At 71.3% G+C, this 16,509-nt stretch carries 15 protein-coding genes; 9 read left to right on the top strand and 6 right to left on the bottom strand.

Translation table 11 applies throughout. The annotated features are described in order from the left end of the window. From ACFXPK_RS29990 to ACFXPK_RS29980, 3 genes are all read left to right on the top strand, one after another. On the top strand, window positions 1-447 hold a 447-nt coding region (locus ACFXPK_RS29990; RefSeq protein WP_385080238.1), incomplete at its 5' end, for a methionine adenosyltransferase domain-containing protein. A 3-nt stretch (window positions 448-450) separates the two neighbouring features. Further along, a complete protein-coding gene (gene metF, locus ACFXPK_RS29985) occupies window positions 451-1,449 on the top strand; it encodes a methylenetetrahydrofolate reductase [NAD(P)H] (protein ID WP_385080236.1) in 999 nt (332 codons plus the stop codon). Window positions 1,450-1,615: 166 nt separating this feature from the next. Next, window positions 1,616-2,611, top strand: a complete 996-nt coding sequence (locus tag ACFXPK_RS29980) for a transaldolase family protein (RefSeq protein ID WP_385080235.1) — start codon at window positions 1,616-1,618, stop codon at window positions 2,609-2,611. Between the two features lie 130 nt (window positions 2,612-2,741). Here ACFXPK_RS29980 and pabB read toward each other — a convergent pair whose 3' ends face one another. Continuing rightward, a complete protein-coding gene (pabB, locus tag ACFXPK_RS29975; protein WP_385080233.1) occupies window positions 2,742-4,907 on the bottom strand; it encodes an aminodeoxychorismate synthase component I in 2,166 nt (721 codons plus the stop codon). Between the two features lie 76 nt (window positions 4,908-4,983). Next, window positions 4,984-5,643 carry a methyltransferase domain-containing protein gene (locus tag ACFXPK_RS29970; RefSeq protein ID WP_385080231.1) on the bottom strand — a complete coding sequence of 220 codons (660 nt, stop codon included), beginning with the start codon at window positions 5,641-5,643 and terminating at the stop codon, window positions 4,984-4,986. Window positions 5,644-6,031: 388 nt separating this feature from the next. Here ACFXPK_RS29970 and ACFXPK_RS29965 point away from each other — a divergent pair, with 388 nt between their 5' ends. Then, on the top strand, window positions 6,032-7,987 hold the full coding sequence (locus ACFXPK_RS29965) for a helix-turn-helix domain-containing protein (protein WP_385080229.1): 1,956 nt from the start codon (window positions 6,032-6,034) through the stop codon (window positions 7,985-7,987). Here the strand turns inward: ACFXPK_RS29965 and ACFXPK_RS29960 are convergent. Together ACFXPK_RS29960 and ACFXPK_RS29955 are read right to left on the bottom strand one after the other, a co-directional pair. After that, the gene (locus ACFXPK_RS29960; RefSeq protein WP_385080227.1) at window positions 7,927-9,117 is read right to left on the bottom strand and encodes an IS701 family transposase; all 1,191 of its coding nucleotides are present in this window, start codon (window positions 9,115-9,117) and stop codon (window positions 7,927-7,929) included. The genes ACFXPK_RS29965 and ACFXPK_RS29960 overlap by 61 nt on opposite strands. 209 nt (window positions 9,118-9,326) lie before the next feature. After that, window positions 9,327-9,944: a CGNR zinc finger domain-containing protein gene (locus ACFXPK_RS29955; protein ID WP_385080225.1), complete on the bottom strand. Its 618-nt coding sequence runs from the start codon at window positions 9,942-9,944 to the stop codon at window positions 9,327-9,329. A 162-nt stretch (window positions 9,945-10,106) separates the two neighbouring features. Here ACFXPK_RS29955 and ACFXPK_RS29950 point away from each other — a divergent pair, with 162 nt between their 5' ends. From ACFXPK_RS29950 to ACFXPK_RS29940, 3 genes are all read left to right on the top strand, one after another. Continuing rightward, window positions 10,107-10,577: a hypothetical protein gene (locus tag ACFXPK_RS29950; RefSeq protein WP_385005292.1), complete on the top strand. Its 471-nt coding sequence runs from the start codon at window positions 10,107-10,109 to the stop codon at window positions 10,575-10,577. A gap of 350 nt (window positions 10,578-10,927) precedes the next feature. Continuing rightward, window positions 10,928-11,800 carry an alpha/beta fold hydrolase gene (locus ACFXPK_RS29945; protein ID WP_385080223.1) on the top strand — a complete coding sequence of 291 codons (873 nt, stop codon included), beginning with the start codon at window positions 10,928-10,930 and terminating at the stop codon, window positions 11,798-11,800. Between the two features lie 232 nt (window positions 11,801-12,032). Then, window positions 12,033-12,398, top strand: coding sequence for a hypothetical protein (locus ACFXPK_RS29940; protein WP_385080222.1), 366 nt, complete (start codon window positions 12,033-12,035; stop codon window positions 12,396-12,398). Window positions 12,399-12,532: 134 nt separating this feature from the next. On the opposite strand, the gene ACFXPK_RS29935 is transcribed toward ACFXPK_RS29940, so the two are convergent. Both ACFXPK_RS29935 and ACFXPK_RS29930 read right to left on the bottom strand, forming a co-directional pair. Next, the gene (locus tag ACFXPK_RS29935; protein ID WP_385080220.1) at window positions 12,533-13,186 is read right to left on the bottom strand and encodes a hypothetical protein; all 654 of its coding nucleotides are present in this window, start codon (window positions 13,184-13,186) and stop codon (window positions 12,533-12,535) included. 68 nt (window positions 13,187-13,254) lie between these two features. Further along, a complete protein-coding gene (locus ACFXPK_RS29930) occupies window positions 13,255-14,169 on the bottom strand; it encodes a LysR family transcriptional regulator (protein WP_385080219.1) in 915 nt (304 codons plus the stop codon). Window positions 14,170-14,302: 133 nt separating this feature from the next. On the opposite strand from ACFXPK_RS29930, the gene ACFXPK_RS29925 reads away from it, so the two are divergent. Both ACFXPK_RS29925 and ACFXPK_RS29920 read left to right on the top strand, forming a co-directional pair. Continuing rightward, a complete protein-coding gene (locus ACFXPK_RS29925) occupies window positions 14,303-15,565 on the top strand; it encodes a pyridoxal phosphate-dependent aminotransferase (protein WP_385080217.1) in 1,263 nt (420 codons plus the stop codon). 216 nt (window positions 15,566-15,781) lie between these two features. Then, a complete protein-coding gene (locus ACFXPK_RS29920; protein ID WP_385080215.1) occupies window positions 15,782-16,405 on the top strand; it encodes a fasciclin domain-containing protein in 624 nt (207 codons plus the stop codon). Window positions 16,406-16,509: the final 104 nt, after the last annotated feature.

The raw sequence follows: 16,509 nt of genomic DNA, 5'->3' as shown, positions 1-16,509 counted from the left end.
GGCGACGCCGGCCTCACCGGCCGCAAGATCATCATCGACACCTACGGCGGCATGGCCCGCCACGGCGGCGGCGCCTTCTCCGGCAAGGACCCGTCGAAGGTCGACCGCTCCGCCGCCTACGCCATGCGCTGGGTCGCCAAGAACGTCGTGGCCGCGGGCCTCGCCGCCCGCTGCGAGGTCCAGGTCGCGTACGCGATCGGCAAGGCCGAACCGGTCGGCCTCTTCGTCGAGACCTTCGGCACGGCCACCGTCGAACCCGAGAAGATCGAACAGGCCATCGGCCAGGTCTTCGACCTCCGCCCCGCCGCGATCATCCGCGACCTCGACCTGCTGCGCCCGATCTACGCCCGGACGGCGGCGTACGGCCACTTCGGCCGCGAGCTGCCCGAGTTCACCTGGGAACGCACCGACCGCGTGGACGCCCTGCGCGCCGTCACAGGAGTGTGAGCCGTGCAGCATCCGCCGCACACGACAGGCGCGGGCGCCGCGCTCCGGAGGGCCGACGCCCCGTACTCCTTCTCCTTCGAGTTCTTCCCGGCGAGGACCGCCTCGGGAGACCGGTCGCTGTGGCAGGCGATCCGACGGGCCGAGGCGCTGTCGCCCGCGTTCGTCTCGGTCACGTACGGAGCGGGTGGCTCCTCCCGGGACCGTACGGTCGCGGTCACGCGGCGCATCGTGGCGGAGACGACACTGCGCCCGGTCGCGCATCTCACCGCGGTCGGCCACTCGGTGGCCGAACTGCGGGGGATCATCGGCCAGTACGCGGACGCCGGTGTCCGGGACGTTCTGGTGCTCCGCGGTGATCCGCCCGGCGATCCAGGAGGCGAGTGGACCCCGCATCCGCGGGGCCTGCGGCACGCGTACGAACTCGTGGAACTGGTCCGGTCGCTGGGGAACTTCACCGTTGGCGTCGCCGCGTTCCCCGAACGGCACCCGAGGTCGCCCGACTGGGAGAGCGACATCCGCCACTTCATCGACAAGTGCCGGGCGGGCGCCGACTACGCGATCACGCAGATGTTCTTCGACGTGGAGGACTACCTGCGGCTGCGTGACCGGGTGACGGCCGCGGGGTGCGACGTTCCGATCATCCCGGAGATCATGCCGGCCACCGATGTCCGCCAGATCGCCCGGTTCGCGGAACTCAGCGGTGCCGTGTTCCCCGCCGGCCTCGCGGACCGCCTGGAGTCGGCCCGGGACGACAAGGACGCCTCGTACCGGATCGGCGTGGAGTACGCGACCACGATGGGCCGCCGCCTGCTCGACGAAGGCGCTCCGGGACTCCACCACATCACTCTGAACCGCTGCGCCGCGGCGTTCGACGTCCACCGCGGTGTCCTCGGCGCGAGGGAGGGGACCGGTCGTCGCGTCGTCGCGGCGACCGGGCCGGGAGCTGTCCGCACAGCCGGAGGTCACCATCGGAGCGTGGGCGTCCCGACCGACCGACGATGACCGTTCCCGCGCCGGGTTCCGAACGTCCGAGAGAGTGACGCCCGACGAGAAGAAGAGTGAGTGAGCAGTGGAAGAAGTGAGGACGCGCGGTAGCGGATCCGCTCTGTCGGACCTGGTCCAGGAAGGGGTTTGCGTCTGGCTGGACGGGGTCACCCGCCGTGATCTCGTGGACGGAAGTCTGAAGCGCCGGGTCGCGGAGGGCCAGGTGAGCGGTGCCGTACTGCCTCTGCGGGAACTTGGGCGCGAGGTGCGGGCGGGCACTGTGTACCGCGAACAGATCGAGGGGCTCGGCGCGCGGGGGGTCGGCGCCGAGGTGGCCCTGCGGACATTGCACCGCCACGATGTCCGCTGGGCCTGCGACCTGCTCGCGGCACGGTTCGCCTCGACGCAGGGTGAGGACGGCTGGGTCTGCGCCGAGCTGGACCCGAGGCTCGCCGACGACGCGGCCGGCTCGCTCGCCGAGGCACGGGCCCTGGCCGGCGCGGTGAACCTGCCCAATCTCTTGGTCACGGTGCCGGGTACGGCGGCGGGCATGGAGGTGGTGAGTGGCTGTGTCGCGGAGGGCATCGGGGTGAACGTCAGCCACCTCTACTCGCCCCGTCGCTACGAGAGCGCGGTGGACGCCTACTTCGAAGGGCTCGAACGGGCCCTTGCCGCCGGGCGCTCGATGGTCCGCTGCTCGGTGGCCTCCTTCGGAACGGCCCGCATGGACGCCGCGCTGAGCGAGCGCCAGGGAGCCGTCGTACCACCCGGCCGGTCCGCGCTGGCCCTTGCCCGGGCCGTCTACCACCTGTACGAGGAACGCCTCGGCACGAGCGGCTGGCGCAGGCTGCGCAGCGCGGGAGCCAGACCGCAACGGCTGCTCTGGCCCGACGCCGCGGAGGCGGACCGTACGGTGGCCGCGCGCCGGGTGGAGGACCTGGTGGCCTGGAACACCGTCCAGACGATGTCGGCCCGGACCCTCGACGCGGTGGCCCAGCACGGACGACTGCGAGGTGACACGCTCTCGGGGGAGGCCGCGGGCGCGCGGGAGCACCTGTCGGAGGTACGGATCGGAGGTGTGGGCATCGAGGAGCTCGCCGTGGAGGTGGCCGCCACGGAGCTACGAGAGCGGGCGGAGGACCGGGCCGCGGTCGTCGGCTCGTTGTGGGAGCGGCGCTGAGAGAGCCCACCGAGGAGGACCGGGCGGCTTCCCGGAGGCCGACCCGGCGGTGCGGGAGCCGGCGGGCACGCGCGGGAGCCACCCCCGGGCGGACGTGCCCCGGGAGCGGCTCCGCGCGCCGACGTGGTTCTCAGACGCGGGACGCATCCGTGAGGGCGGGCACGGGGACGGTGGCGCGACCGGGGAACACGGCTCCCAGCAGGGCCAGCAGGGGAGCCGCCTTGACGGCGGTCTCCTCGAACTCGGCCTCCGGATCCGACAGGGTGGTGATCGCCCCGCCGATGCCGTACCGCACCAGACCGGGCGTGAGGACGGCCGTGCGGATGACGATGCTGAGGTCGGCCGCCCCCGAGAGGGAGAGGTATCCGATGGCTCCCGCGTAGATGCCCCGCGCGCCGCCTTCGAGCCTTTCGATGATCCGCATGGTCCGTTCCTTGGGGGCCCCGGTCATGGAACCTCCGGGATGTGCCGCACGCACGCAGTCGACGGCGCTGCTGCGGGGGGCCAGGGCAGCGGTCACGGTACTGACGAGCTGGTGGACGGTGGCGTAGGTCTCCACGCGGAAGATGTCGTCGGCGGCGACCGAACCGGCTGTCGCGCATCGCCCCAGATCGTTGCGGACCAGGTCGACGATCATCCGGTTCTCCGCCAGCTCCTTCTCGTCCCGCCGCAGTTCGTCCGCGAGCGCGGCGTCCTCCTCGGGCGTGTTCCCCCGCGGCCTGGTCCCCTTGATCGGCCGTGACTCCGCGATGCCGTCGGCGCCGACGCGCAGGAAGCGCTCCGGGGAACTGCTCAGCACCGACAGGTCGTCGAACCGCAACAGCGCCGCGAACGGGGCGGGAGCGGCACGGCGCAGATACCGGTAGCTCTGCCACGGGTCGAGGTCGACCCGCGCCGAGGCCATGTTGGTGAGGCAGATCTCGTACGACTCACCGGACCGCAGCTCCTCCTGGCAGGCCCCGATCAGGTCCAGATACTCGTCGCGGTCGTGGCGCAGCTCCACCCGCACGCCGTCGGCGGGCGCGGCGGGAGCGGGATCCGGTTCCAGACCCGCCAGGTCTTCGAGTCGGCGGGCGGTCCGGGCCAGCCAGGAACGTGCCGTGTCGTGCTGCTCCGCGTTCCCGCCGGCGCGGTCACCCGCCCCGTCGTCCTCCAGGGCGAGGAGGTACGTCGTCTGCTCGTGGTGGTCGAGGACCACGGCCCGGTCGGCGAAGACCATCGCGGCGTCCGGATCCCGCGACGGGTGCGCCGGGGAGGCGACGGGGCCCGAGCGCAGTCCGTATCCGAGACAGCCGACCCAGCCGAGCGTGAAATCGAAGGGTGTCGGGGGCACTTGCACGTCCGTGCCGCGCAGGTCCTGGTCGATCCAGCTCAGGAAGTCACCGGTGACGATCTCCGTTCCGCCGCGCGAACCGACGTGGACCGTACGGCTGGACGCATCGGCGGTGGCCACGCGGGCGAGCGGCCCGGAGGCGTCGCCCATGAAGGAGAACCGGCCGAGTTCGCCGCCGGGAGCGCTGCTGTCCAGCCAGAACGAGTGTGTGGCCGCTCCGTACAGATGCTGGAAGACGACTTCGCCGTCCCACCTGGTCCGCACCTGCTGCACACGGACCCGCAACTGACGCCTCGGGGACCGCCGTTGTTCCGGGCCGGCCTTCTGCTCCGGCGGGCGACCGGCCCGCCGCCGGGCGCTGCCGGGGGAGGCCGAGCGGCCTGGGCCCCTGCCCGGGGAAAGATCCACGAAGTTCTTCAGGAGCTGCATTCCGCATTCGGTTCCGATCGACTCCGGATGGAACTGCACCCCGTGCAGCGGCCGATTCCGGTGCCGCATTCCCATGAGGACGCCGTCAGGAGACCAGGCCGTCGCCTCCAGTTCGCCGGGGAGCTGGGTGACGGCAAGGGAGTGGTAGCGGGTGGCGTCGAACGGAGAGGGCAGTCCGGTGAACACCCCTGTCCCCGTGTGCACCACCGGAGAAATCCGCCCGTGCCGGGGTTCCGGTGCCAGGGCCACCTTTCCTCCACAGGCCAGAGCGATTCCCTGATGCCCGAGACACACGCCGAGCAGGGGAATCCTGGTATCGCGGATCATCTCCCCGCAGATTCCGAAGTCGGCCGTTCGCGCGGCGCTTCCCGGACCCGGTGAGATGATCACGCGGTCGAAATCCGCGAGATGCGCGATCCGCCATTGCGCGTCGTCGTTGGAGACAACTGTCGGCTCTTCTCCTGAGATCTGCGTCAGGTAGTCGAACAGGTTGTAGGTGAACGAGTCGTGATTGTCGACCAGCAGGGTGCGCATGGGGGCGGTTTCTCCTGGAGACGTGGGGGGACGAGACGGAAAACCGGGAGGGGAAAGGCGAGGGGCGCGCCGGCGGTCAGACGCGCGCGAGCTGTCCGGAGCCGCGTTCACGGCTGTCGTCCCGGGCGGGCGGGTTTGCCGCCGGAACCACTTCGAGCAGACTGTGCTCGATCAGGTCGGATCCCTCCAGCACGGTACGGCGCCGCAGCACCCGCAGTTCACGACCGCACTGTTCGGCGATGCGCGCCAGCTCGGCCGCGTCGCCCCGTTCGCAGAAGTGCAGCAGAGCGGAGCCGGTGCCGGTGAGGTGGTTCACCGCCTGTTCGAGATAGCGCCGGTGGGTGCGGTATCCGGCGTCCATGTACGCGCGCTCGTGGACCGAACCGTAGGAGTAGTCCGGCGGCGCCAGTACGTAGTTGGAGCTCCAGAAGATCCGGTCGAACCGGGCCTCGGGGGCGAGTGCGTCGAACAGGTCGCTGTGAAGCACCGTCAGGCGGTCGGTGACCCCGTGCCGCTCCGCGTTCATCCGGGTGTTCTCCACGGCGTTTCTGTTGATGTCCATCGCCACGGTCGTGCAGTTGGACAGCGCGGCCTGAACGGAAATGACCCCGGACCCGCAGCCGATCTCCAGAAAAGAGGAGGGAGCGGCCTCGGGATTCGATTCCGTGAGTCCGAGGAGGTCGAGGGCGATACCGGTCGAGGGGGAGTAGACCGGCGCGAAAACCTCGTCCAGCAAATCCCATTCGCGACCCGAGATGGAGAAGACCCGGGGGCGGTTCGGATGGGACCTGGACAGTTTGCTGCGCTCCAGGGATTTGAGGTGACTTCGCACGTCCAACATCGAACCTCCGGGATTCCGGGGACCAATCCTGCCTGGCCAATGACTCTTCTATGGCTTCCGTCGTCCAGGAAGGTGACCCGGTGACAGACCTGACCGTCGCGATGGTGGTGCGAACACCATCTGTGACGTGTGATGCTTGCCACATGCGGCGATGTCGAAGGTTCAGGGAAGGTTCCCGCAGTGAGGGCCGTCTGGTCAGCGGGCGCGAGCGGAGTGTGCGCACGCTCTGTCAGATAAGGAAATCAAACAGATGAATTTACCTGAACGTCCCGGTATAGAGGAAATGCTCGCGGTTCTCGAACTGCTCGCCGCAGAGGCTCCCCTGCCCGAGATCGAGGAGCTGATCCGGCGGGCCCGGGAAAAGGCCACCGGGCCCGACGCGGTGCGCCACCTGGAGCGTGCGGGGCAGATGGCGGCCGGTATCCACGCCCTGTTCGCACGCCGCCAGCAGCGCGAGGCCGAGCTGTCCGCGCTCGTGGACACCGCGCGTGACCTGACCCTTCCGTACGACCTCGACGCGCTGCTGTCGACCATAACCCGCCGTACCCGGACGCTGCTCCGCCTGGACATGTCGTACGTCAGCTTCCGCGACGCCGAGGCCGGGGACAGCTTCGTCCGCACGTCGGACGGCCACGCGTCCGCACTCACCGTGGGCTACCGCGTCCCGTACTCCGCGGGCCTCGGCGACGAGGCGATCACCCGGTCCGTACCGATGTGGAGTTCCGATTACCTCGCGGACACCCGGATGCGGCACACCGAAGTCCTGGACGAGGTGGTCCGCGCCGAGGGGCTGCGGGCCATCATCGCGGCTCCGCTGACGTTCGGCGAAGACACCTTCGGTGTGCTGTACGCCGCCGACCGCAACGTGCGGCACTTCACCGTCGGGGAGGTCTCCCTGATGAGCTCGCTGGGCGACATGGCCGCCGTGGCCATCGAGAAGACCCGCACTCTGGAACGGAGCCACGCCGATGTGCTGAGCCTCCAGTCCGGCACATCGCGGATCACGACACAGCTCAACGAGGTCCGAAGGCTCGCGGAGCGGCACGCGGCACTGGTGGACCGTGCTCTCGCGGGCGGCAGCCTGAGCACCCTTGTCTCAGAGGTGGCCGGCGCCTTCCACGGCGCGGCATGGGTGCGGGACATGGAGTACCGCCCGCTGGCCGGCTGCGGAACGATACCCCCGGTGGACGAGGCCGAGGTGTGGGAGGCGTCCCGCATGGTCTCCGTACGGCGCGCCCCCGTTCTCCTCGCCACGGGTACCTGGGTCGTGCCGGTGGCCGCGGGGAGCGAGGAACTCGCGGTCCTGCTCCTGCACCCCGACGAGCCCCTGAACGACTCGGCCGAGGCCACCTTGCGGCTCGCGTCCCAGGCGGTCGCGGTGCTGCTCCAGATACACCGCGGCGAGGCCGCGGCCGCGAGCCCGTTCCGCGACGAGCTGTTCGAGGATCTGCTGGTCGCTCCGCACCGGTCCGCACGGCAGTTCATCCAGCGGGCCCGCAGGCTGAGCGTGGACCTCGAACGGCCGCACGTCGTCGTCGTGGTGCGCCCGGAAGGCGGTGCCCAGGGCAGGGCGGCCAGTTGGGCGGCCGCCTACGTACGGCGCAGGGACGGGCTGAGGAGCATTCAGAACGGGTGTATCGCCCTGCTGCTGCCCTCCTCCGACTCCAGCGTCGCCGCCGCCGACGTCTCCACCGAACTCACGCCCCTGCTGGGCCAGCCGGTGACCGTGGGAGCCGCGGGCCCGGTCGCCAGCCCGGCCCTGATCCAGCAGGCGCACCAGGAGGCGCTGCGCTGCCTGGACGCGTTGGTCTCCCTCAACAGCATCGGCGCCTACGCGTCCACCAAGGATCTGGGCTTCCTCGGTGTGCTGCTGTCGGACAACCGGGACGCCGCGACCTTCATCGGCGCCACGATCGGACCGGTCCTCGACTACGATTCCCAGCGCTCGACCGAACTCACCAGAACCCTCGACGCGTACTTCGCCGCCGGTGGCAGTCCGAGCCGTGCCGCGGAGACGCTCCACGTTCACCCCAACACCGTCTCCCGCAGGCTGGAGAGGATCAACGAACTGCTCGGTGCCGACTGGCTCACGCCGGAGCGGGCGCTTGAGGTGCAGGTGGCGCTTCGGCTGCACCGTACGCACGACGTGCTCGTGCAGAAGAGGGACGGCGCGGCCGTTCAAGCGCCGAGGGAGGAGCCGCCCGAAGCCTCCTCGGACCGTAACTCCGCCATCGCGTAGGCGCAGGACGCCAGAGTCATGTGCCGGTGCCACCCCTGGAAGGAGCGTCCTTCGTAGTCCCGCAGTCCGACATCCCTGCCACGGGCGCGCCACCCGGCGTCGACCCTGTGGGCCAGCCGTGTCGCACGCAACAGGGCGGGTGACGTGGGGTCTTCGGCGTTGGTGAGCCAGAACTCATCCGGGTTCCGCCGCAGTTCGTTCCACACACCGAGGAGAGTGAGACCGCCGGCCGGGCCGGGGTACCGCGGGCCGGGGAGGCGTACGCTCGCCGCCGCGGTCATGGGCGGGTTCTTCCCGTGCGCAATGCGGTCTCCGGAGCGTGTCCTTCGCGCCCGGTCGAGAGCCGAGTGGGCGGGAGCGAGACGCTCGACGTGTCCGGCGCCACGGCGCTGTTCGCCCACGGTGAGGAGCGTGCGGCCGCTGATGCGCACGGCGACGGGCGACATGTGCCGGAACATCTGCGACGCCTGGGCCTGTTCGTCGTCGCCCCGGACATCGGCCACGACCAGCCGTGGGGCGCCCTGCCACGCGCCCACATCGTCCAGGAGGTTCGCGACGCAGCTCTGGGCGGTGGCGGTGGCGAGTCCGTCGGGCGACTCCCGCGTGGTGCGACGCCGCCCGGGTCCGGGATCGGGTACGCGGAGTCGCCAGCTCACCGGCGCGACCATCCGTTCGGAGGCGTACCACATGCTGTAAGCCTGCTGCCCGACCACCCGGTGACCGTCTTCGGCCGAGAAGTGCGGGAACACCCCCACCGTGCTCCTGCCCGATTTGGGGATGGACACCGGCAGGGCGACCCAGACCGGGACGGGGTCGTTTCCGCCGAGGAAGGCCGCCAGTGCCCGGCGCACCGGACCCACGTCCCAGCGGGAGCTGTTGACGAAGTGGTGCAGCCGCTGTTCGTCCCCCGGCACACCGACCGTGGCCGCGATGTTCGCGATCGACTTGCGCCCCTCCGCCCAGAGCAGCCCGTCCATGTACTGCCGGGCGCGGACGCGCTGGTCGTAGCCGCGGAAGCGTGCGAAGAGGGCGGTGCAGAGCTCGGTGACGACATCCGCCGGGCCGGGGATGTGGTGACGCGTCGGGCGGGCGGGCCGGGTGAGTTCCCGCAGTGATGTGGCTTGGGCCATGGCGACGCCTCCTGGTGCACGGGGTGTTCTACGCACTTCCACCAGGTTTCGGGTGACAGGCCCTCTCCGGCGAGGTGTGACGGCGACACTGAACCCGCCCGGGATGGTGACCGGGTCACCATCTACGGCTCTTTTCGCGGCCCCGGGCCGACGATGGGCGCTGTGGGGGTGGTGATCCGGTCACCACCCCCACAGCGTCAACCGTCGGCTCACCGCGTCCCCGTGCCGCTCCCGTTCGCCGGGCGCGCCTCGTTCCCCTGGCGGCGGGCCCGGTGGTTGGCGACGTTGAGCCGGTTCCCGCACAGGCCGGGCATGCAGTAGCGCCGGCGGCCCGCCTTGCTGGTGTCGATGAACATGCCCGCGCAGACGGGGGAGGCGCAGTGCCGGAAGCGGGCGTGGCTGAGCGTGTGCAGGACGCCGAGCAGCCCGACCCCCACGAGGGCGCCGAGCTCGTCGGCGACGGAGGCGCGCGGGTCGGTGGTCACATGCCATTCCCACTCCCCGGCGGAGTTCCGCAGCAGGGTCGGGGCCGCGGACGCCCGTGCGGCCAGCTCGTTCGCGCCTTCGGCGACCTCGTCCTCATCCTCGGCCTCCAGCAGAGCGCGCGTCTCCTGGCGCAGCGCGAGTACCTGGGCGAGATCCTCGTCGGTCGGCAGGGCGCCCCGGGGCAGGGAGTCGAGCCGCGCCTCGTGCTCGTCCAGGAAGCGCGCCAACGCGGCTGGATCAGTGAGGACTTCTCCCGTGCTGGTCCAGACGATGGCCGAGGTGTTGACGAGGTCGGTGGCGAGGCCCGCCCCGAAGCTGTAATTGGAAAAAAGTGTCTTCATGCCTTACTCCATGCTAGGGTAATGCAAGAACTTCGATTATAGCCCTTACGAAGGTCTCGGGCTCGCCGTATGCCCGCCTCCGTCCGGATGAGAACCGCTCCGTCCCCTGGAAACCGGATCGCCAGCGGTGCGCCCGCACCGCCCGCCCTCAAGGAGAACTCCATGAACACTGCCGCGTTTCTCGCCTACGCCGATGGTCGCCGGCTGCGCTGGCAGCTCGTTCTCGACCACTGCGCGGAAGTGGCGGAGAAGGACCCCCGTGCCCAGTTGCTCGCGGTCTTCGACGCGCTGGCCGAGTGGGCCCACGCGCCGTGCGACGGCTTCCGCAGCAACGCGTTCGTCAACGCGCAGGTGGCGCTGGCCGAGCCCGGCAGCGTGATCCGCGCGGTCGTCGGCCAGGACAAGCGCGCGCTGCGTACCCGGATGCTCACCCTCGCGGAGGCCGCCGGCGCGCCGGACCCCGGCCTCCTCGTGGACCAACTGGTCCTGATCTTCGAAGGGGCGGTCGCCACCCGGTCGCTGGGCACGGTCGCAGAGCCCGCGGAGATGGCGCGGCACACGGCGGACCAGCTCATCGCGGCCGCCGTCGCACCGGCTTCCGTCCCTCGCGGGGTGGCGGGGCCGGCCAGGTGAGGGCCCGGATTCCGGCGGCGCGGCCACCGCGTCCGCCGTCGAAGCGGTCCGTCGAGGGGGTGCGTCGGGCCGCGTGGCTCCCGTGACGACCGCGCCTGCCGCACGGACCCGCGCGGCAGGCGCGGCGAATCCACCCGCGCGACCGCGCGATTCCGCCGGCCTTCCCTCCGGAATGATCTCCAGCCACTAAAATCCTGTCCGAGCCGCCTTCGGCCGTATCCCGGCAACAGCCGCCGCCTTCCGGTGGCATCGTCGACGGGACATGGCCGTACGTTCGACAGACCCCCGTCCGGGCCGAACCCGGCTCGACCGACCAGCTCGGGCCGGAGGACCACCGAGAGGAACAGCGCGTGAGTGAATGGGAACTGGCCGAGACCTTCCGGAGCACGTCCGGCGACGTCCGCTGGGGCAGTCTCGGACAACCCGGCCAGGACCCGATCGTGCTTCTCCACGGCACCCCCTTCTCCTCGTACGTCTGGCGCGCTGTCGCCCGCTCCCTCGCCCGCCGGCACCAGGTGTTCGTGTGGGACATGCCCGGTTACGGGGCCTCGGAGATGGCCGCCGGCCAGGATGTCTCCCTGGCCGCCCAGAGCAGGGTCTTCGCCGATCTGCTGACGCACTGGGGCCTGGAGGAACCCCTGGTGGTCGCCCACGACTTCGGCGGTGCCGTCTCCCTGCGGGCGCATCTGCTGCACGGCGCCCGCTACCGCGCGCTCGCCCTGGTCGACCCCGTCGCGCTGTCGCCGTGGGGCTCCCCGTTCTTCCGGCTCGTCGGTGAGCACTCCGAGGTCTTCGAGCAGTTGCCGCCCGCACTCCATCACGCGCTGGTGCGTGAGTACGTGGGTACGGCGAGCGGCCCGGGCCTGCACCCGGACGTCCTCGACCGGCTGGTCCGGCCCTGGCTCGGCGACCTCGGCCAGCCGGCCTTCTACCGACAGATCGCCCAGGCCGACCAGCTCCACACCGACGAGGTGCAGGACCGGTACGGCGAGATCCGTGTCCCGACGCTGATCTGCTGGGGCGAGGACGACACCTGGATCCCTCCCGCCAGGGGACAGGAGCTCGCCGCCCGCATCCCGGACGCACGGCTTGAGCGCATCGCCGGCGCGGGCCACCTCGTCCAGGAGGACGCGCCCGCCGAACTCACGGCCGCTCTCATCACCTTTCTCCAGAGCCCGCACCGACGCCCGGCGGCACGGGTTCCGGGAGCGGTCGCCCCCTGAAGGTCCGACGCCCCGCGTCATGGTCCGTCGCGGCGAGGCCCGGCGCTTCACGCCGGGGGACCGGACGGGACCAGCCGCGGACCACGGCGCGCCGTTGCCGGCGTACGGCGCCGGGGGTACGACCTTCGTCGGTCGCGGGGACGACTTTGTGGGGCAGATGACGAGGGGCGCTCCGGGTGACGCTGGAGCGGTCGTCGTCAACCGTACTGAACCGTCAGGAGAGTTCACCGCCATGAGCAGGAAGAACATCGTCATCGGCTGCGCCGTCACCGCCTCCGTCCTGGCCGGGGGCCTCGCCGCCCTGGCGGTGTGGGGGGTGAGGCGCATGGGGGAGGAGTTGAAGAAGGCCGACATCTCACCGCGCGTGTACGAATCGCTGAAGGTGGGCGACGCCGAGGCGGACGTGCTCGCCGAACTGCCCGCCGGGGACTCGTGGGTGACCCTGGGGCTGAACGACCGGGGACCGAAGCCGCCGGAGGGCGCGACCTGCCGCTACTTCACCTCCGACGAGGGCGACGACCCCGACACCTTCACCGTCTTCCGGCTCTGCTTCCGCGAGGGGACGCTGGTCGCGAAGGACACGTTCGAAAGCAGTTGACCCGGTCCGGTGCGGCGCCGCTGCCACCTGCTCGCCCGCCGGGGCACGGCGGTGTCCGGGCCCGCCTCCCGTACCGCCCGGCGAGCGGGTGACCGGACGCCGACACGGGCGGGCCGTGGACGCCCGCGGATCGGTCAGCCGTCGAGCGCGGCGGAGGGCGTGTCCCCGTTCTGGGCCTGCCGGGCCCGCTCGGCGAGCACCGTGGTCAGGTCCCGGACCCGGTCCTCGTCGAGGCCGGCCTTGTCCGCGGCATTCGCGAAGGTCCACAGCAGCACCGTGCCGACCCGTGCCTGGGTCACCGCGCCGGGCGCGCCCTCGTAGCCGGAGGTACCGAACCGGGCGTCGCGCTCGTCACCGATCGGGCCGATATCGAACGCCTTGGCCCGCTGCCCCGCCCTCGTGCCGTAGTAGCGGTCCCAGAGCACGTCGTACGCGGCCCGCGCGGCCTGTTCGCTGTCGTAGGCGACGAGCAGGAAGGTGGCGCTGGCGGCGTTGTCGTCCTGCCGGAAGGTCGAGGCGCCGTAGAAGCGGGAGTTCTCGCAGCCCACGTTGTCCTTGATGGGGCAGGCCGTCGAACGGATGGTCCGGTCCATCTCCACGGCCTGGGGCGGATGGGACTCCTTCCACCCCGTCATGGCCTCACCGTCGGGCAGCGTCTCCTGTGCCTGCTCCTTCGTGAGCGCCACCGCCTTGCCGTTCCCGCTGTTGCTCTCCGCGCCACCGCCACAGCCGGTCAGCAGCAGTGCCGCCGCGATCGCCGCGCACCACCAGTGGTTTCTCATGGTCATGCCACCCCCTCAGGCGGCGATCCTACGCGGACGGTCTTCGTACGGACGGCCCCGGGCCCACGGGTTCCTCATCGGTGCCGGCTGCCGAGGGCCTGGCGGGCGGCGTGGAGGCAGGCGGCGACGGCGGGGTCTTCCCGGGTGGTGGTCCGGGTGAGCGCCAGGATCGTGCGCTCCATGCGGGGAACCGGCCGCACTCCGGCGACGCCCGCTTGCTCCTGGACGAGACCGGCGGGCAGAAGGGCGACGCCCGCGCCGCCGGCGACGAGTGCGGCCAGGATGTGGAGCCCTTCGAACTCCCAGCGCCGTGGGGGTGTGGCGTCGATGCCGGTCAGATAACGGTCGCCCGCGGCTCGGGAGAGTTGTCCGGCCGGGGCGCACAGCCAGGTCTGGTCGTGGACGAGCCGGCGTAGCTGTGCGGCGGTGGCCGGGCCGGAGCGCTCGGCGAGTGGGTGGTCCGCGGGGACCGCCAGGACGATGTCCTCGCGGCGCAGACGGTGGACGGACAGACCGGAGTCCTCGGCCGGTGGACGCGCGGACCAGTCGTCGATGACGGCGAGATCGTAGCGGCGGTCCAGGACGGCCGCGGCGGCGGTGGCCGAGCCTGTCTCGTGAGCGACGACGTTCAACGCGGGGTGCGCGCGTTGCAGCGCGGCCAGGTGAGGAGCGAGAGCGGGGGCCAGAGCGTGGATACAGCTGACGGTCACCCGGCCGCCGACGGTGCCGATACGGGCGCGCATACGGCTGTGGGCGGTTTCCGCGGCGGCGAGGACGAGAGCGGCGTGCTCGGCCAGTTCGCGTCCCGCGTCGGTCAGACTCGCGCGCCGGGCGGTGCGTTCGATCAACGCGAGACCGGCTTCCTTCTCCAGGGCGGCCAGTTGCTGGGAGATCGCCGACGGCGAGTACCCCAGGTCGGCGGCCGTGGCGGTGATGGTGCCGAGGGCGGCGAAGCGGTGCAGGATTTCCAGCCGCCGCAGATCCAGCATCAGCTCTCCTTAAAGCCCGCCCCGTTTTTTCGCGCTGTTGCCGATGCTATGCCTCGGGCACGCTGGGCGAGTGCCCGGCAGAGTGCCGCGGCACCACGACACCGGAGCCCGGTACCGGACAGGACGGTTCCCCATGACGACCCACTCCGCCACGCTCGCCATCGACGAGGCCGTGCACGCCCGCCTCGAAGCCGGGCACGACGTACTCCATCTGGGTTTCGGGGAGGCCGGGCTGCCGGTCGCCCCTGGCCTGGCCGAGGTGCTCGCCGACGCCCACCTGCGCAACGGGTACGGGCCGGTCGCCGGCTCGCCGCGGGCCCGGGACGCCGCCGCCGGCTGGTTCACCCGGCGCGGCCTGTTCACCGAACCGGGCCAGATCCTCTTCGCCCCGGGCAGCAAGCCCCTGCTCTTCGCCCTGCTGGCCGCGATCGGTGGTGACGTGGTGCTGCCCTGCCCCTCGTGGGTCTCCTACGCGGCCCAGGCAGCCCTGCTCGGCCGTCGCGTCATCTCCGTACCCATCCCGGCCGAGGGCGGCGGCATCCCCGACCCCGGGCTGCTGGAACAGGCCCTGCGGCAAGCCGCTGCGAACGGGGCCCGGCCGGGCGTCCTGGTCCTCACCGTCCCGGACAACCCGACCGGTACCGTCGCCCCCGCCGAGCAGGTCGAGGCGGTCTGCGCCATCGCGGACCGCCACGGCCTCGCGGTCGTCAGCGACGAGATCTACGCCGAACTGAGCCACCGCGGCACCACCCGCGGCCCGGCGCACCACCTGGCCGAGCGCACCGTCGTCACCACCGGGCTGAGCAAGTCCCTGGCCCTGGGCGGGTGGCGGATCGGCTTCGCCCGTACCCCGGCGGGCCGTTGGGGTCAGCATCTGCACCGGGAACTGACCGGGGTCGCCAGCGAGATCTGGTCCAGCCTGGCCGCGCCCATGCAAGCCGTGGCCGCCCACGCCCTGAGCGACCCGCCGGAGGTCACCGCGCACATCGCCGCCGCCCGCCGTCTGCACACCCGTATCGCCACCGAGGTGCACACCCGACTGCTCGCGACAGGAACACGGTGCCGCCCTCCCCAGGCCGGTTTCTACCTCTACCCCGACTTCGCCCCCGCCCGTGAGGCTCTGCGCGTCCGGGGAATCGCCACCGGCGCCGACCTGGCCACCGCGCTGCTCGACCGGTACGGCATCGCCACCCTGCCCGGCAGTGTGTTCGGCGAACCCGACACCGCCCTGACCCTCAGGCTCGCCACCAGCCTCCTGTACGGCGCCACCCCGCAGCAACGCCACACGGCGCTGACCGCGGAAGAACCGCAGAGCCTGCCCTGGATCGCCCCCGCCCTGACACGCCTCGGGGCCGCGCTGGACGAACTCACCGCCGTCCGGGCGGCTCGGCCGTGACTCCGCGTTCGAGGTGCGGTGGCCGGGTACTTCCGCTTACCGTGGACATTGGTCTGAGTGCCGACAGCGGCATCGGGCGCGGAACAAACCTGTGGCGATGCCGCCTCACCCACGCCGTCTCCCCTTCCGCTCGGCGGCGGGAGAAAGCCACCTCGGCCCGGCGAAGACGTCCCCTACGATCTGCCCTGTCTTCCGGGCACATCTGGAGGAGCCACCATGTACAGGAAACGCTCACACCTCGCCGTCCTGGCGACCGCCGTCACGGCAGCCGTACTGCCCCTGTCCGCGGCCCTGTCCGCGCCCGGCGCGGTCGCGGACACCCCCTCACCGAGTCCCTCGGTCTCGTCCTCCGTACCCAGCGGGGACAAGCCCTTCGGACCGGGCTGCTCCAAGCTGCCGCAGAGCGGATCCGGAAGCGTCAAGGAGATGGCCTCCCAGGAACTGGCCACCGCCGTCTCGAACAATCCGGAACTCTCCACCCTGGCCGACGCCTTGAAGAAGGCCGGGCTGACGGACAGCCTCAACAAGGACCAGGACATCACGGTGTTCGCCCCCACGAACACGGCCTTCAACAGCCTCGGCAAGGAGCAGCTCACCAAACTGCTCGCGAACACCGGGGCGTTGAAGAAGCAGCTCACGTACCACGTGGTGGACAAGAAGATCACCCCCGACCAGCTGTCCCACGGAACGTTCACCACGAAGGAAGGCTCGACGCTGACCACATCAGGGTCCGGCACCTCCTTCAAGGTCAACGACACCGCGAGCATCACCTGCGGCAACATCAAGACCACCAACGGCACGATCTACGTCATCGACGGCGTGCTCACACCTCCTCACTAGCCGCCGGCCGAGTTCGGGGGCCCCCCGCGCCGCCCCCACACCCCCCCCGCGCGGGGGGCGACCCGCGCCCTCCGCGCCCCGGAGAGCCGCGGGGAGGGCGCGGG

Source organism: Streptomyces sp. NPDC059142 (genome assembly GCF_042755665.1).
Taxonomy (GTDB): domain Bacteria; phylum Actinomycetota; class Actinomycetes; order Streptomycetales; family Streptomycetaceae; genus Streptomyces.
The sequence above is the reverse complement of the archived record's forward strand: the minus strand, read 5'-3'. Positions and strand labels throughout refer to the sequence as shown.

Coding starts and splice junctions, on each gene's coding strand:
- pabB (WP_385080233.1), bottom strand. CDS start 4,907: ATGCGCACCCTGCTGGTCGACAATCACGACTCGTTCACCTACAACCTG.
- ACFXPK_RS29965 (WP_385080229.1), top strand. CDS start 6,032: ATGCTCGCGGTTCTCGAACTGCTCGCCGCAGAGGCTCCCCTGCCCGAG.
- ACFXPK_RS29960 (WP_385080227.1), bottom strand. CDS start 9,117: ATGGCCCAAGCCACATCACTGCGGGAACTCACCCGGCCCGCCCGCCCG.
- ACFXPK_RS29955 (WP_385080225.1), bottom strand. CDS start 9,944: ATGAAGACACTTTTTTCCAATTACAGCTTCGGGGCGGGCCTCGCCACC.
- ACFXPK_RS29950 (WP_385005292.1), top strand. CDS start 10,107: ATGAACACTGCCGCGTTTCTCGCCTACGCCGATGGTCGCCGGCTGCGC.
- ACFXPK_RS29940 (WP_385080222.1), top strand. CDS start 12,033: ATGAGCAGGAAGAACATCGTCATCGGCTGCGCCGTCACCGCCTCCGTC.
- ACFXPK_RS29935 (WP_385080220.1), bottom strand. CDS start 13,186: ATGACCATGAGAAACCACTGGTGGTGCGCGGCGATCGCGGCGGCACTG.
- ACFXPK_RS29930 (WP_385080219.1), bottom strand. CDS start 14,169: ATGCTGGATCTGCGGCGGCTGGAAATCCTGCACCGCTTCGCCGCCCTC.
- ACFXPK_RS29925 (WP_385080217.1), top strand. CDS start 14,303: ATGACGACCCACTCCGCCACGCTCGCCATCGACGAGGCCGTGCACGCC.
- ACFXPK_RS29920 (WP_385080215.1), top strand. CDS start 15,782: ATGTACAGGAAACGCTCACACCTCGCCGTCCTGGCGACCGCCGTCACG.